The 13,663-nt window shown below is 60.4% G+C and carries 17 protein-coding genes; 8 read left to right on the top strand and 9 right to left on the bottom strand.

The genetic code is table 11. The annotated features are described in order from the left end of the window. The 8 genes from Q0602_RS01720 to Q0602_RS01685 all read left to right on the top strand — a co-directional run. The coding region (locus tag Q0602_RS01720; RefSeq protein WP_298837968.1) for a DUF4258 domain-containing protein at positions 1-977 on the top strand (977 nt) is incomplete at its 5' end. Position 978: 1 nt separating this feature from the next. Then, entirely contained in the window at positions 979-1,272 is a 294-nt protein-coding gene (locus Q0602_RS01715; protein WP_298837965.1) for a hypothetical protein, read from the top strand. Between the two features lie 75 nt (positions 1,273-1,347). Next, the gene (locus Q0602_RS01710) at positions 1,348-2,283 is read left to right on the top strand and encodes a hypothetical protein (protein WP_298837962.1); all 936 of its coding nucleotides are present in this window, start codon (positions 1,348-1,350) and stop codon (positions 2,281-2,283) included. Next, positions 2,283-2,642: a hypothetical protein gene (locus Q0602_RS01705; protein ID WP_298837959.1), complete on the top strand. Its 360-nt coding sequence runs from the start codon at positions 2,283-2,285 to the stop codon at positions 2,640-2,642. Before Q0602_RS01710 ends, Q0602_RS01705 begins: the two co-directional genes overlap by 1 nt. A gap of 48 nt (positions 2,643-2,690) precedes the next feature. Continuing rightward, entirely contained in the window at positions 2,691-3,764 is a 1,074-nt protein-coding gene (locus tag Q0602_RS01700; RefSeq protein ID WP_298837956.1) for a VENN motif pre-toxin domain-containing protein, read from the top strand. Beyond that, the gene (locus tag Q0602_RS01695; protein WP_298837953.1) at positions 3,761-3,994 is read left to right on the top strand and encodes a hypothetical protein; all 234 of its coding nucleotides are present in this window, start codon (positions 3,761-3,763) and stop codon (positions 3,992-3,994) included. Before Q0602_RS01700 ends, Q0602_RS01695 begins: the two co-directional genes overlap by 4 nt. Positions 3,995-4,081: 87 nt before the next feature. Beyond that, entirely contained in the window at positions 4,082-4,288 is a 207-nt protein-coding gene (locus Q0602_RS01690; RefSeq protein WP_298837951.1) for a hypothetical protein, read from the top strand. Positions 4,289-4,466: 178 nt separating this feature from the next. Beyond that, positions 4,467-5,378, top strand: a complete 912-nt coding sequence (locus tag Q0602_RS01685) for a PoNe immunity protein domain-containing protein (protein WP_298837949.1) — start codon at positions 4,467-4,469, stop codon at positions 5,376-5,378. Positions 5,379-5,516: 138 nt separating this feature from the next. Here the strand turns inward: Q0602_RS01685 and Q0602_RS01680 are convergent, their stop codons facing one another. From Q0602_RS01680 to Q0602_RS01640, 9 genes are all read right to left on the bottom strand, one after another. Beyond that, entirely contained in the window at positions 5,517-6,212 is a 696-nt protein-coding gene (locus Q0602_RS01680) for a FadR/GntR family transcriptional regulator (RefSeq protein WP_298837946.1), read from the bottom strand. 53 nt (positions 6,213-6,265) lie between these two features. Beyond that, the gene (locus Q0602_RS01675; protein ID WP_298837941.1) at positions 6,266-7,018 is read right to left on the bottom strand and encodes an SDR family NAD(P)-dependent oxidoreductase; all 753 of its coding nucleotides are present in this window, start codon (positions 7,016-7,018) and stop codon (positions 6,266-6,268) included. Between the two features lie 17 nt (positions 7,019-7,035). Further along, positions 7,036-7,869, bottom strand: a complete 834-nt coding sequence (locus Q0602_RS01670) for a sugar phosphate isomerase/epimerase (RefSeq protein ID WP_298837938.1) — start codon at positions 7,867-7,869, stop codon at positions 7,036-7,038. After that, positions 7,866-8,774: an NAD(P)-dependent oxidoreductase gene (locus tag Q0602_RS01665; protein ID WP_298837935.1), complete on the bottom strand. Its 909-nt coding sequence runs from the start codon at positions 8,772-8,774 to the stop codon at positions 7,866-7,868. Before Q0602_RS01665 ends, Q0602_RS01670 begins: the two co-directional genes overlap by 4 nt. A 9-nt stretch (positions 8,775-8,783) precedes the next feature. Next, positions 8,784-10,043, bottom strand: a complete 1,260-nt coding sequence (locus Q0602_RS01660) for a TRAP transporter large permease (RefSeq protein WP_298837931.1) — start codon at positions 10,041-10,043, stop codon at positions 8,784-8,786. Beyond that, positions 10,040-10,603 (bottom strand): TRAP transporter small permease, encoded by a 564-nt coding sequence (locus Q0602_RS01655; protein WP_298837928.1) that lies wholly within the window; start codon positions 10,601-10,603, stop codon positions 10,040-10,042. Before Q0602_RS01655 ends, Q0602_RS01660 begins: the two co-directional genes overlap by 4 nt. A 15-nt stretch (positions 10,604-10,618) precedes the next feature. Further along, positions 10,619-11,650, bottom strand: a complete 1,032-nt coding sequence (locus Q0602_RS01650) for a TRAP transporter substrate-binding protein (RefSeq protein ID WP_298837925.1) — start codon at positions 11,648-11,650, stop codon at positions 10,619-10,621. Between the two features lie 81 nt (positions 11,651-11,731). Then, positions 11,732-12,742: a transketolase family protein gene (locus Q0602_RS01645; protein WP_298837922.1), complete on the bottom strand. Its 1,011-nt coding sequence runs from the start codon at positions 12,740-12,742 to the stop codon at positions 11,732-11,734. Further along, complete coding sequence (locus Q0602_RS01640) at positions 12,739-13,629, bottom strand: transketolase (protein ID WP_298837919.1); 891 nt, start codon at positions 13,627-13,629, stop codon at positions 12,739-12,741. Before Q0602_RS01640 ends, Q0602_RS01645 begins: the two co-directional genes overlap by 4 nt. Between the last annotated feature and the right edge of the window lie 34 nt (positions 13,630-13,663).

Here is a 13,663-nt window from a genome sequence, read left to right as displayed (position 1 = left end):
ACCAGGTCGGGGACCTGGGAGCGCGCTACCCCGAGCTTCTGGCCGACGGCGAGGGCGGCAAGATCGCCCTGCACGCCCTGGCCGGCGGCCTGGCAGCCGAAGCCACCGGTGGCGACTTCAGGACCGGCGCGGCGGCGGCCGGCGCCAACGAAGCGCTGATCAAGCAGCTGGATACGCTGGTCGCCAACGACCCGCAACTGCTGGTCGCGGCCTCGAAACTCACCGGGCTGATGGCGGCCGGGCTGGTGGATGGCGACGTGGCGCAGGGTGCGGAGATCGCGGGCAATGCGACAACGTATAACTACCTGACGCACCGTCAGGTAGCGAAATATGTCGAGGAAGCAAAAGACTGCGAAGCGCGTGGAGATTGCGATCAGGTCCAGGAAAAGTATCGACAGCTCAGCCTGGACCAGCAAGATGAACTCATCGAAGCCTGTGCTGGTGATCGCCAGGGATGCGCGGCCCGTTATCAGCCATTGGTCGAGGATAGCCAACGCTTTAGGGAGGAGTTGGATAAGCTCGGTGGGAGTGACCTGCCGTTGCAGATCAGCCTGGATGCCGGTCCGTTGCTGGGTCAGTATATGGAGGCTGAATCCGTTGTCTCGCAGGAGGGCTTTGCCCAGTTCCTTGAGGACCGTCATGGGCTCGATAGCGAGCAGGCATCGGTGTTGTCTGCCATGGCGGCTGGGGTATTGCCTTTAGGCAGTAAGCGCCTTCAGTTGAATCAGCCGAAGAACCCGGAATACCAGCCTGTTCGTAATACACCGACTAGTATTGCTGGGCGTGAATACTCTGGTCATGCTCTCGATCGAATGCAGGATCGTGGAATAATGCCCTCTGTAATAGAAAATACAATTCGAAATGGACAGTCCTATCCTAGCAGAGGAGGGACAACTGTTTTTTATAGTCCTAAGAATAATATAAGTGTTGTTGTCAATAGTAAGGGCGACGTTGTGACAACTAGGTATGGTAGGTGATATGAGTAGAGAGTACATTGAAAAGAGTTCTGAAACTGCTCTGAATGGCGTCTTTAGCTTTGCTAAATTTGTCGCAGAAACAGAGTTTCTTGCTGACATGATGTGTATAGAATTTCAAGAACAGTATCATCGAGCTTGGTTCGAGATGGAGTTGGTAAATTCATTGGCTTTGGCAGATTGGGAACAAGATGGTAGCCCTAGGGAGTGGGATAAGATATGGAATGAAAGATATAAAGAAGAAGCCAAGGAAACCTTGGGTGAGTTTTTAGAAGTAGTTAAAAAATGGCCTATTTGAAAGTAAATTGCTACTTCGTCAACAACACCCACCCATCGTCTGGCCGAACTGGTCAACGACAACCCCGGTCTGCTGGTGGCAGCCTCCCAGGTCGTCGGCGTTATTGCTGCCGAGATGACGAACGCAGGCAACGCGACGACGTATAACTACCTGCGGCACGCACAGTTCCAGGACATCGCCGATCGGCTGGAACAATGCACTACGCAATCCTGTCGTGACCAGATCATCGATCAAGCCCTCACACTGAGCCAGCAACAGGATCTCGAAGCCCTGCAACTCTGCGCCAGTGGAAGTGCCAGCTGTGGAGACGCCGTACTGGCCTCGATGACCACACCGTTTGACGGCGTCGATTTCGCCAACCCCGAGACAGCCAGCTATCTGCGAGAATTGACCTGGGAGAATCCCGGCAAGGCGGCGGCATTTGCTAATGCCGCAGGCAACCGGGACGCGGCGGCCCTGGTAAAGACATTGGATCCGGAGAGCAGCCTGTCGCCAGAGAAGCAGGCTGCGGCCGAGGAAGCGATTGCCGGGCTGTTGAGCAGTGGCGGTATCGGTGCGGATCGGGGCGGGTATACTGGTGGAAGGGGCGTGACCAAGCCGTCGACCGGAACTTCTGGCTCGGGAGGGAAAGGAGAGTCGGGCGGTTTGGGTGGTGGTGTTACAAGCGGTACAAAAATAGGCTCATCAATTAAGCATGCATCTGGTGTAGAGCTGCCTAAAAGCCAAGCCCAGATGATTGCTAACTTTGAGACTGCAGGGTACCCATCAAAATCTGTGGTCTCACCAACTAGCGGTAAAGTGGTTGGTACGCAATATACATTGCCGGACGGTTCGCGCGTCCGTGTTATGCAAGCGGATGGTCGCAGCCTTCAGAGAGCTTCATTTGAAAATGCTAATGGCGGGCCAATAGATCCGGTAACTGGTAAACCACCGCAGCCACCGAAAGGCCTTTCTAAGGCTGAAAGGAAACAGTGGATTAGAGCAAGAACACATATTGAGCAGGTGGACTAATGTTTGACTTCTTAAAGCTTGTTGCAAATTTTCTCCCTCTTTGCATCAAAGAAATTGAATGGGATGGTGATTCCTTGATTGTCTCTGGTGATAATTGGAGTTTTTTCACTAGTAGTGTTTGGCGAGTATCGCGAGATAAGGATATGTTGTTTGCATGTTTGGATGATCAGGTAAATACACGTATAGAAGAGTTGGTGGGTCTTTCAGTTGTTAATATATCGTGGATCGTCAGCGACCAACCAATTGATCCGTCACTTATTTTATCTGATGGTAGGAGGCTGGACGTATTTTGTTCTTTTCGCTATGAACCTTGGGTGATGAGTCTTCCAAATGATAATGTATATATCGGAAATTCATAAGGAAAAAAGGAATTATTAGGTCTGAAAAAATAAGGGACGGCCAGCACCGTGCTGGAAGCCACCCTGTTCAACCAGGTCGGGGACCTGGGAGCGCGCTACCCCGAGCTTCTGGCCGACGGCGAGGGTGGCAAGATCGCCCTGCACGCCCTGGCCGGCGGCCTGGCGGCGGAAGCCACCGGCGGCGACTTCAGCACCGGCGCGGCGGCGGCCGGCGCCAACGAAGCGCTGGTCGAGCAACTGGATACGCTGGTCGCCAACGACCCGCAACTGCTGGTTGCCGCCTCGAAGCTCACCGGGCTGATGGCGGCGGGGCTGGTGGATGGCGACGTGGCGCAGGGTGCCGAGATCGCGGGTAACGCGACGACGTATAACTACCTGACGCACCGTCAGGTAGCGAAATATGTCGAGGAAGCAAAAGACTGCGAAGCGCGTGGAGATTGCGATCAGGTCCAGGAAAAGTATCGACAGCTCAGCCTGGACCAGCAAGATGAACTCATCGAAGCCTGTGCTGGTGATCGCCAGGGATGCGCGGCCCGTTATCAGCCATTGGTCGAGGATAGCCAACGCTTTAGGGAGGAGTTGGATAAGCTCGGTGGGAGTGACCTGCCGTTGCAGATCAGCCTGGATGCCGGTCCGTTGCTGGGTCAGTATATGGAGGCTGAATCCGTTGTCTCGCAGGAGGGCTTTGCTCAGTCATTAAAAGACCGGTACGGCTTGGACGATGAGGAGGCTTCCATTATCTCGGCTGCGGCCATGGCTACTATGGGAGGTATAGCTAGGCGAGGAGGAAATAATGCAAAAAGCCCTAACGCTCAAGACGCTTTGAGAGCGAAGATTTCTGGCTTACAAAAAGCTCAGGAAACCGCAGTTGTTGCGAAAGATTTACCAGATGGACGTGTGCGTTATTATACGCAAGAGGTCCCTGCTCGAACTGATGGGCCAACGCGCGGCGCATCATTTGTGACGGAGTATAACCCCCAAACCGGTAAAACTAGGCAATGGATGGAAAGTTATGATCATTCTGGCAAAGTTATTCGCGTTCATCCGAAAAGCATTAATGGACAGCCAGTTAGTGCTCAGCACTATCCACCAACCAGGGCTGAATTGGAGAGTTGGAAATGACGTACTCGGCAGAAGATGCGGCGGCGGAACTTGAGAAAGGGTGTGCTGAAGGCTATGACATCTCTAAAATATCAAAAATTGCGTTTGATATTTATCAGTCTCATGGTCTTGATCTATGTGAGTACATGGACCGCAAGCTATTGGAATTGATGGCGATGGATGAGGGACCTGAATTTGAGATGAGTGAAGCGGAGTTTTTAGAGTTGATTGCCGAAATTAGAGCAATGTAGGTGGTCTTTGGTTGATTGCGGCTGCTAAAAAATATGGCATAAATAGCTGGTAAAAAAGACTACTCCGATGGCCGGAATTTCGCGCGTATGCACAGTGCCAGCGAGCAGGGCCTAGAAGATCTCTATCAGGTGAACCGCCCCGATGTCGACTATGTGGTGATCGAGTACAAGTTCGTGGGCATTGAGAGCAAGACGGGGGCCTCGGGCTTGGGCAAGACAGGGGATGGCCGTCAGGGCAGTGAGAGCTGGATTATGGGATCTGATAGGCGGAAAAAGCATTGGGTAGATCCCTAGTCCCGGAAGTAGAAAGAGCTTTCCGAAATAAAAGGGCGGAAGCTTGGGTGATTGCTACGCGGCCGGATGGTGCCACGGAAGTGCAAGTATTGGATGCCAACGGTAAGCCTAAAGCGATCGATGCATCGAAAATTTTGAGTGCATTAAAAATCGAGGGTGGGGCATGATTAGAGCGCCAATGGGGGATGAGGATTTCTGGAATCGATGGGTGTCTTTTGACGAAAAAACTATTGATAAGAAAGAAGCAGAACTAAAGAAGGTGCCCGAGAACGTTGAGTACGAACCTCAGTTTGTATGGGATTTGGCTAAAAGTTACTACCTAGAGTTTATTCTGCGTCGTTACTCTCGTGGCGACGATATCCTTGAGTTAGGCCAGCACTTTCCCGGCCTACTCGACGCCTGGGAATTGTCGAACAAATTGGCCTATGAGCTTAACGCGCAGTTGGAGCCTGGGCAGAAGTGGGATCATCGTCGCGTGTTCTCCGGTCCACGATTGACCGAGGACGCGCGTGGCCATTCGGATCCGCGTGCCTGGGTCTTCGAGCTGTCGAATCTCAACCACTACAACTTCTGTTTCTGGCTGGTGGGGCTGGCGCTCTCGCTTGAGGTTCCCGATGACCAGTGGCAACGTCTGCTGGCATTGATTGGCGGCGAGGGGGAGGACGAACTGCTCGACCGGGTGATCGCCAGCCGTCAGCTGGAGAGACCGGTCGGCACCACGCTGTTGCATCCCAAGCCCTATGCCCGTCTGCTCGCAGCCGTCGACGCGCCCCCGGAGCAACAGGCGGAAACGTTGCGCGACTTCGTCGAGCACTGGTATCCCGAGCTGAAGCGCAAGGGGAACGAAGAGCTGTGGTGGTACATCTTCGGTGACCCCGAGAAGCATCCACTGGAGATGGGCAGCTACTTCGGGCGCTGGTGCCTGGAGGCAGTGGCGGCCGTCAAGGCCTTCGGCCTGGACGATGCCCTTTGCCTGGGGCACGACCACTACCCCGGTGACCTGCTGCGTCCGAATGGCCCCAGTACCCATCCAGCCAGGCCAGAGACTGAAACGAAGAAAGGCTGGTGGTCGAGGGTGTTACGGTGGTGATCGTTCAATCGTTGAATGGCACGCGCCTTTCTTCTCCTAGGTCTACTACGCAACTAGGTTCTGCGGCGAGATGGCATGTGGCCTCTAGTATCGGCGATTCATGATTAGGGCTGGAAGGCCATCTCTTCTGTACTGATCTCAGCTACCCGCATACGAGCGCATCGTCTGCTGGTTCCAGGTCTCGAAGTGGTCGAACATGGCCTGGCGGGCCAGGTCGGGGTCCCTCGCCTTGATCGCCGCGACGATGGCGATATGGGTTTCGTTGGTCTTCTTCAGCGACTGGGGGGATTGGCGCGCGAGCACGCGGCGATGGTGGAGCACTTTCTTGAGCACCGACGAGAGTCCCTGGAAGATGATCAGAATGGCGGGGTTGCCGGCCATGATCGCCAGCTGTTCGTGGAACTCGTAGTCGGCCTGGATGCCGTCGTTGATATCGGTGGTGGTGACGATGCGCTCGCAGAGCCGCTCCAGTTTCTCCAGCTCCTGGGGGGTGTGATGCGTCGCCGCGGCCTGGATGATCTCGCGCTCGAACATCTCCCGCGCCGTTTCCATGTGATCGACGGAGATGTAGTTCAACTTCAGGGCCAGTTCGAAGTAGAGCTGGATGAAGACGGGTTCGGGCATTTTGAGGAACGTGCCCGAACCCTGCCGGCGTTCGATGAATCCCAGGCTCTGGAGCACCGACAGCAGGTTCCTGACCGATGAGCGATGCATCGAGAATCGCTCGCACAGCGTTCTTTCCGGTGGCAGTTTCAGACGCCCATCGCGGGATAGTTCCGATACCGAAACGAAGTCGTGCAATTTGGCCAGGAGGCCGGAGTCAATCTCGCTCATGGGCGTTCCAGTCGCTGCCGTCGGTCGAAAGAGGTCGGCGGCAGCTTAGCATGTCAATGAATGTGCATACCGCCGTTCACGTCGATCGTGGCGCCGGTGATGTAGCTCGACAGCTCGCTGGCCAGGAACAGGAATGCATTGGCGACATCGTCGGGCAGGCCGAGCCGTTTGAGCGGAATCCCCTCGAGGATCGGGACCTTCATCTCCTCGGTCAACTTGCCGGCGGTGATGTCGGTATCGATCAGTCCGGGCGTCACCGAATTGACACGGATGCCAAAGGGCCCCAGCTCACGGGCCATCGCCTTGCCCAGACCCAGCATGCCGGCCTTGGCGGCACTGTAGTGGGGCCCGCCGAAAATGCCGCCGCCGCGTTGGGCGGAAACCGAGGAGGTGTTGGCGATCGAGCCGCCGCCCGCCGCTTTCATGTGCGGCACCACGGCCTGGGACATGTACAGCATACCGCGCAGGTTGACGTCGAGGATGCGGTCGTAGCCCTCGGGGTCGATCTCCTCGAACTTCACCGGCTGGGTGATACCGGCGTTGTTGATGAGTACATCGATCTTGCCGAACTGCTCGAGCGCACGCTCGACCACATCGCGGCATTCGTCGCGACGGGTGACATTGGCCACCACCACCAGGCAGCGAGCGGGGTCGAACGCCTGGCGTACCGCATCGCAGGCCGATTCGTCGATATCGGAGATGACGATGTTCGCCCCGTGTTCGTAGAACAGGCGAGCGGTCTTCAAACCGATGCCACGGGCACCGGCGGCGCCAGTGATGAGGCAGACCTTGTTGTCGAGAAGCATGAGGGTATCTCCAGGCATCATTGAAGGTTGTCGAGCCATTCGAGGGAACGGCCGAGTTTTTCCTCGATCAGATCGAGAGGCAGTGGATTGTCGTCCCGCCAGGGTTGCGCCTGGCGGTCCCGATGGAGCCGGAAGGGAAGTTCCAGCGAGAACGGCCGCTCGGCGGCCACGAGGGCGCGAAGCACGCGAGCCTCGTCGATATCGCTGTCGCCGAGTTCGGTGAAGTCGTACCCGGCAGCCGTGCGACGGCAGGGCTTGATATGGAAGTGATCCGCCAGCGGCAGGGCCTGCTCGATGTCCGACTCGGGATGGCGGTCCGGCCGGTGCGAGAGCAGGTTGCCGCAGTCGTAGTTGATGCCGAAGGTATCGTCATCGAGGGTGGCCATCAGCGCCGGGATGTCGCCGGCGTGATCGAGCATGTTGGGTTCGCCGTTACCGGGGTTCTCGAGCAGGATGCGCACGCCATGGTGGCGCGCGATATGGCCGATCCGTTCGGCGTGGGCGAGAAATCGCGCCCGGTTGCCGAGGGTCGCGGCATTGGTGATGACGAACTTGGCGCCGAGTGCCGCGGCGAATCGGCAGCGCGCTTCGAGTCGCTCCGGGGCGTTGTCGAGGCCGAGATCGATATGGCCGGAGAAGTAGCGGCAGTGCTGATCGAGACCGCGCATCTCGCGACATAGATCGTTGGCCAGCGCCAGGGTCAGATCGGCATCGGTGAACGCCTCCACGTAACCGTCGATGAAGGCGAATTCGACGAGTCGCACGCCGCAACGGGCCAGGGAAGCCAGAATGTGGTCGAAGTCGTAGCCGTCGTAGGCCGCCGTGCTGACGGAAAACGAGAGTGGGTTCATGCCTGGCCGCCTCCGTCGGGGTCGCAGCCGTTGAGCCGGCGATAGGTGCGGATCAACTGGCTGTCGTCCAGGCGGCCTTCGCTACCCTCGGCCGTGGCCACGAAGAGCTGATGCGCGCTGTGGGCGAGGGGGGTGTAGGCCCGCGACGAACCGGCGGCGTCGCAGACGATGCCCAGGTCCTTGCAGAAGATGTCGATGGCGCTGGTGACGTCTCCCGGCGGCGCGACCATTCGCGGGCCACGGTCGCGCAGCATCCAGCTCGAGGCCGCCGAGCCCTGGACCAGCTGCAGCGCGACCTGCCGGTCGATGCCGCTCTTCTCGGCCAGCGCCAGCGCTTCCGCCGCCGCCGCGATATGCACCCCGCACAGCAGCTGATTGACCGCCTTCATGGCCGCGCCCTGCCCGGGGCGATCGCCGACCTCGAAGATCGCCTGGCCGAGGATGTCGAACAGCGCACGACAGCGCGCGAGCGATGGCGCATCGCCGGCGGCCATGATGCTGAGCGTGCCGGCTTTTGCCCCCACGACCCCGCCCGACACCGGGGCGTCCACGTAGTGAAGATCCGGCCGCCCTGCCGCGACCTCGGCGGCCAGCGCTGCGGCATCGGCCGGCGCGACGGTGGACATCTGCACGATGCAGGCGTCCGCGGGCAGACGTGATACCAGCCCGCCGGCGACGAGGGCATCCGAGAACAGCAGCGAGCGAATCTGCTCGGCGTTGACCACCATGATCACCAGCGCCTCGACGCTTTCGATGCCGTCGTCTCGGCCGGACGCCTGGCGGTGAAAGGCGTCGGCGCGCTCGCTCAGTGCATCCAGACCGAGTACGTCGAGCCCGGCCTGGACGAGGTTTTCGGCCATGGGCCAGCCCATGGCGCCCAATCCTGCAACAGCGACTCTCTTCATCTTGGTTCCTCAGTAAAGGATCAGTGCGGGCACGTACGAGACGAGCAGCAGCACGGCGATCGCGACGAGATAGAACGGGATGAGTTCGCGCACGACGGCGCCGATGCGCTCCCGCGCGATGGCCGAGGCGACGAACAGGGTGGTGCCGATGGGGGGCGTGAACAGTCCGATGCTCAGGTTCACGCACATGATGATGCCGAGCTGGACCAGGTCCAGGCCGATGGCGTTGGCGATGGAGACCAGGGTCGGCCCCAGCAGCAGGATCGCCGCCGGCAGATCGAGGAACATGCCGATGAACAGCAGCAGCAGGTTGATCGCCAGAATGACCAGGATCGGGTTGCCGAGGGTGCCCACCGCCCACTGGGCGACCGCCTGGGGAACACCACCGCTGGTGAGGATATAGGCGATGATATTGGCGGCGGCGATGATCAGCATGACCATGCCTGTCGTCACCACCGTGCCCGAGAGTGCGGCCACCACGCGGGCGATCGTCAGGTCACGGTAGATCAGTGCGCTGACCACCAGCGCGTAGGCCACGGCGATGATGCTGACCTCCGTGGGCGTGGCGATACCGGTGCGCAGCAGCACCAGAATGATCACCGGCATCAGCAGGGCGGGCAGCGCGGTGATCAGGGTGCTCCTGACCTCCTGTGCGGTGTACTTCAACGTGAGTCTGGGGAAGTTGCGGCGCTTTCCGGTCACGTAGCATGCGGTCATCATCCCGATCGCCAGCATCAGCGCCGGCAGCACGCCGGCAATGAACAGCGCCGCGATGGAGACATTGGACACCGTGGCGAACAGGATCAGCGGAATCGACGGCGGCATCAGACCGGCGATGACCGACGACGAAGCGGTGACCGCGGCGCCGAAGGCGCCAGGGTAGCCCTCTCTCTTCTGCCAGGGGATGAGCATCGAACCCAGCGCCGACGCCTCGGCGACGGCGGAGCCGGAGACACCGCCGAAGATCGTCGAACCGACCACGTTGACCTGGCCGAGCCCGCCGGGGTACTTGCCAACCAGCATCGAGGCGAGCGCCACCAGGCGCTGCCCCAGCTTGCCGGACATCATCAGGCTGCCGGAGAGCACGAAGAACGGGATCGCCAGCAGCGGAAAGCTCTGGGTCGGCTGGAATATCTTCATCACCACCATGCTCGAGGGCATGGAGCCGAACACCGACAGGGCCGTCCAGCCGCTGATCACCAGCGAATAGCCCACCGGCATCGCCATCAGCATGAGCAGGATGAAGGAGATCAACATGTTGACCGTCATAGGGCTTCCTCCCCGTGGGTCGCCAGCGACTCGTCGACCGGCACCCGGCGGTCGAGCGCGACGAGAACGTTGATCAGGGAAACGAGCGCCAGGCCGGCGAAGCCGACGACGACCGACCAGTAGGACCACGACATGGCGATGCCGGTAATGGGCAGGCGCTGGCTACCCGCGATCGCGACCACTTCCAGCCCGTGCCAGGCAATGAGCGCGAAGGCGACGGCCGCCAGTAGGTTGGTCGCGAGACTGACCACGCGTCGCAGCGGCCGCGGCAGCCGTTCGACCACCGCCTCGATCCCGATATGCTCGTTCTTGGCCGCGGTCGCGACGATGGCGCACATGGTGAGCCACGGGAACAGGATGTTGGGGACTTCCGACGTCCAGTCGAGGTTCGTCTCCCACACGTAGCGCACGAACACGGCCGCCAGCAGCGTGGCGAACATCACCAGCAGCGAGAGAATGCCGAGCCACTTGAACAGGTGATGAATCGCGGTTTTCAGGCGTAGCGGGGGCGAACCGGGATGCCCCGGCTCGCCATGCCGACCAGCAATGACATCAGACATGGCGAACGCTCCCGTTTACTGTGACGCGGCTTGCGCGGCTTCGACGACCATGTCGACCATCTTCGGGTACTTCTGCCGCCAGGCATCGTAGACGCCGCGCGTGGCCTCGATGAAAGGCGCCTGATCCACCTCGTTGAACGCCACCCCCGCCTGCTCCATCTTCGCGCGCAGTTCCTTGTCGGCCGCCAGCGAAGCCTGCCGGTTGTATTTTCCGGCTTCGATGGCGGCGTTCTGGATGACCTGCTGTTCATCGGGGGAGAGACCGTCCCAGACGATCTTGCTCATCAGCAGCGGCGTGGACTCGTACTTGTGGCCGGTGAGGGAGATGTACTTCTGCACTTCATAGAGCTTCGACGAATAGATGTTCATCAGCGGGTTCTCCTGGCCATCCACCACGCCCTGCTGCAGCGCGATATAGAGTTCGGAGAAGTTCATCGGGGTTGGCGTCGCCCCCAGCGCGTCGAAGATATCGACGGTCATCTCGTCCGGTGGCGTGCGGATCTTCAGCCCCTTCAGATCGGCGGGCTTCTCGATCGGGCGGACGTTGTTGCTGACGTGACGGATGCCGTTGTCCCACATCGCCAGCAGGACCAGCCCCTGCTCCTGCGCCAAGCGCTTGAGTTCGTCGCCGACCTCGCCATCCATCACCTTCCAGGCGGTGGGCAACGAATCGAACAGAAATGGCAGCCCCAGCACGGAGAACTGCGGGACGATGCTCGCCACCGGGCCCTGGCTGTTGGCGCTGAACGCCAGGCTGCCCATGCGCATCAGGGTCAGTGCTTCCATGTCGTCGCCGTACTGGGCGTTGCCGCCCACGTCGACGTGGATCTCGCCGTGGGTGCCCTCCTCGACGAGCTTGGCGAAGCGCTCGGAGGCTTCCCATTTGGGATTGCCCTCGGCGGCGTTGTGGGCCAGTTGCAGGGTCTGCGCTGCCAGCGCCGGCGTGGTGGCGGCGAGGGCGACGGCGAGGGCGGCAGCCAGGGCCGTGGCTTTTGGAATCGCTTTCAGGGTCGCTGTCGGGATCGCTTTCAGAATCGCTTTAATCATTGTCGTTGCGCTCATGGTTGCTGACGGGACGTGGAGTTGCTGACGTGACGTGGTGAAGTCCTCGCTGTGGCGCGTTTCGGCTCAGCTGGCGTGCGTGAGCGAGATCCGGGACGCCAGGGTCTTCACCATTGCCTGGGTCGAGATGCCATAGCGGTCATGCAAAGTGGGCAGTGCACCGGCGTCGAGAAAGGCGTCCGGCAGCCCGATCTGGTGGAACTCCGGATGTACGCCGGCATTCATCAATAGTGCGGCCACGCTCTCGCCCAGCCCGCCGATGACGGAGTGATTTTCCGCCACGTAGACGGGGCGCTGGGGATGACGCTGGATCTCCTCGAGAATCGTCTGCGCATCCAGCGGCTTGATGGTGGGCGAGTGAAGCACACCCACGTGCATGCCGCGCTCGGCGAGGAGATCGGCCGCTTCGATGGCACGCATGGTCATCAGCCCGGAGGAGATGATCAGGGCATCCTCGCCCTCCATGAGTCTGCGCGCCCTGCCGATCTCGAAGCGGTAGTCCGGGAACCGATCGAGCACGCGGGGCACCTTGCCGCGCAGAAGCCGCAGGTAGACTGGCCCATCGTGGGCGGCCATGGCGTGGGTGGCCTGCTCGATATCCACCGCATCACAGGGATCGACGATGGTGAGGTTCGGCATGCCGCGGAAGATCGCCATGTCCTCGGTCGCCTGGTGGCTCGGCCCGTAACCGGTGGTGAGGCCGGGCAGTGCGCAGACGATCTTGACGTTGAGTCTCTCCTCGGCGATCGCCATGCAGATGAAGTCGTAGGCCCGGCGCGACGCGAACACGCCATAGGTGGTCACGAACGGTATGAAACCCTCGCGTGCCATGCCGGCACCGGCACTCATCAGCAACTGCTCGGCCATCCCCATCTGATAGTGGCGCTCGGGATAGGCCTGGGCGAAGACATGCAGATCGGTGTACTTGCCCAGATCCGCGGTCATGCCGACGATACGCTCGTCGGCCGCGGCCGCCTCGACCAGGGCATGACCGAAAGGCGCCGAGGTGGTCGGCTGACCTTCCGCCGCCAGCGACGCGATCATCGCCGATGTCTTGAGTCGCGGTTGAGTAGTCATGAGTGCTCGCTCCCTGCGGCGTCGGATGGATTGGCGTAGGTATCGTCGAGTTGCTTCAGGGCAACGCGCCATTCGTCTTCGTCGACGCGTATGAAGTGGGTCTTGTCGCGGTTCTCGAGCAGCGGCACGCCGCGGCCCATCAGGGTGTCGCAGATGATGACGCAGGGTTTGCCGTCGGCGCTGTCCAGTGCGGTATCGAAGGCATCGACCAGCGCGGCGATGTCGTTGCCGTCCACCCGCAGGGCGGTCCAGCCGAAGGCGATCCACTTGTCGGCGATGGGCTCGTAGCCGAGCACGCTCGACGACTTGTCGTCGGCCTGCTGATCGTTGACATCGACGATGGCGACCAGGTTGTCGAGCTTCCAGTGGGCGGCCGAGGCCGCGGCCTCCCAGGTCGAGCCCTCGTTGAGCTCGCCGTCGGAGAGCAGGTTGAAGATGCGCGAACGGCTCCGCTTGCGCTTCAGGCCGAGCGCCATGCCGACACCGATCCCCAGCCCGTGGCCCAGGGATCCGCCGGTGATCTCCATACCGGGGGTATAGGCCGCCATCCCCGACATCGGCAGCATGCTGTCGTCGCTGCCGTAGTTCTCGATTTCGCTCTCGCTGATGACACCCGCCTCGATCAACGCGGCATAGAGGGCGATGGCGTAGTGACCGATCGACAACAGGAAGCGATCGCGCTCTTCCCACTGGGGGTCGTCGGCGCGCAGATTCATGGCACGGAAGTAGGCGACCGCAAGGACGTCGGCGATGCCCAGGGCCTGGCCCACGTAACCCTGGCCCTGCACTTCCCCCATGAGCAGTGCATGGCGACGGATCCGATAGGCGTGTCGCCGAAGGGCGGTGATATCGGCGGGGGCGATCACGCGGGGGGTAGCCGGTTGCATAGACAGTGTTCCATAAATTGGTTGACCAATTAAC

The sequence above is a fragment of the uncultured Salinicola sp. genome (assembly GCF_937921195.1).
GTDB lineage: Bacteria > Pseudomonadota > Gammaproteobacteria > Pseudomonadales > Halomonadaceae > Salinicola.
The sequence above is the reverse complement of the archived record's forward strand: the minus strand, read 5'-3'. Positions and strand labels throughout refer to the sequence as shown.

Coding starts and splice junctions, on each gene's coding strand:
- Q0602_RS01695 (WP_298837953.1), top strand. CDS start 3,761: ATGACGTACTCGGCAGAAGATGCGGCGGCGGAACTTGAGAAAGGGTGT.
- Q0602_RS01705 (WP_298837959.1), top strand. CDS start 2,283: ATGTTTGACTTCTTAAAGCTTGTTGCAAATTTTCTCCCTCTTTGCATC.
- Q0602_RS01675 (WP_298837941.1), bottom strand. CDS start 7,018: ATGCTTCTCGACAACAAGGTCTGCCTCATCACTGGCGCCGCCGGTGCC.
- Q0602_RS01685 (WP_298837949.1), top strand. CDS start 4,467: ATGGGGGATGAGGATTTCTGGAATCGATGGGTGTCTTTTGACGAAAAA.
- Q0602_RS01690 (WP_298837951.1), top strand. CDS start 4,082: ATGCACAGTGCCAGCGAGCAGGGCCTAGAAGATCTCTATCAGGTGAAC.
- Q0602_RS01680 (WP_298837946.1), bottom strand. CDS start 6,212: ATGAGCGAGATTGACTCCGGCCTCCTGGCCAAATTGCACGACTTCGTT.
- Q0602_RS01670 (WP_298837938.1), bottom strand. CDS start 7,869: ATGAACCCACTCTCGTTTTCCGTCAGCACGGCGGCCTACGACGGCTAC.
- Q0602_RS01650 (WP_298837925.1), bottom strand. CDS start 11,650: ATGATTAAAGCGATTCTGAAAGCGATCCCGACAGCGACCCTGAAAGCG.
- Q0602_RS01715 (WP_298837965.1), top strand. CDS start 979: ATGAGTAGAGAGTACATTGAAAAGAGTTCTGAAACTGCTCTGAATGGC.
- Q0602_RS01640 (WP_298837919.1), bottom strand. CDS start 13,629: ATGCAACCGGCTACCCCCCGCGTGATCGCCCCCGCCGATATCACCGCC.
- Q0602_RS01665 (WP_298837935.1), bottom strand. CDS start 8,774: ATGAAGAGAGTCGCTGTTGCAGGATTGGGCGCCATGGGCTGGCCCATG.
- Q0602_RS01655 (WP_298837928.1), bottom strand. CDS start 10,603: ATGTCTGATGTCATTGCTGGTCGGCATGGCGAGCCGGGGCATCCCGGT.
- Q0602_RS01660 (WP_298837931.1), bottom strand. CDS start 10,043: ATGACGGTCAACATGTTGATCTCCTTCATCCTGCTCATGCTGATGGCG.
- Q0602_RS01645 (WP_298837922.1), bottom strand. CDS start 12,742: ATGACTACTCAACCGCGACTCAAGACATCGGCGATGATCGCGTCGCTG.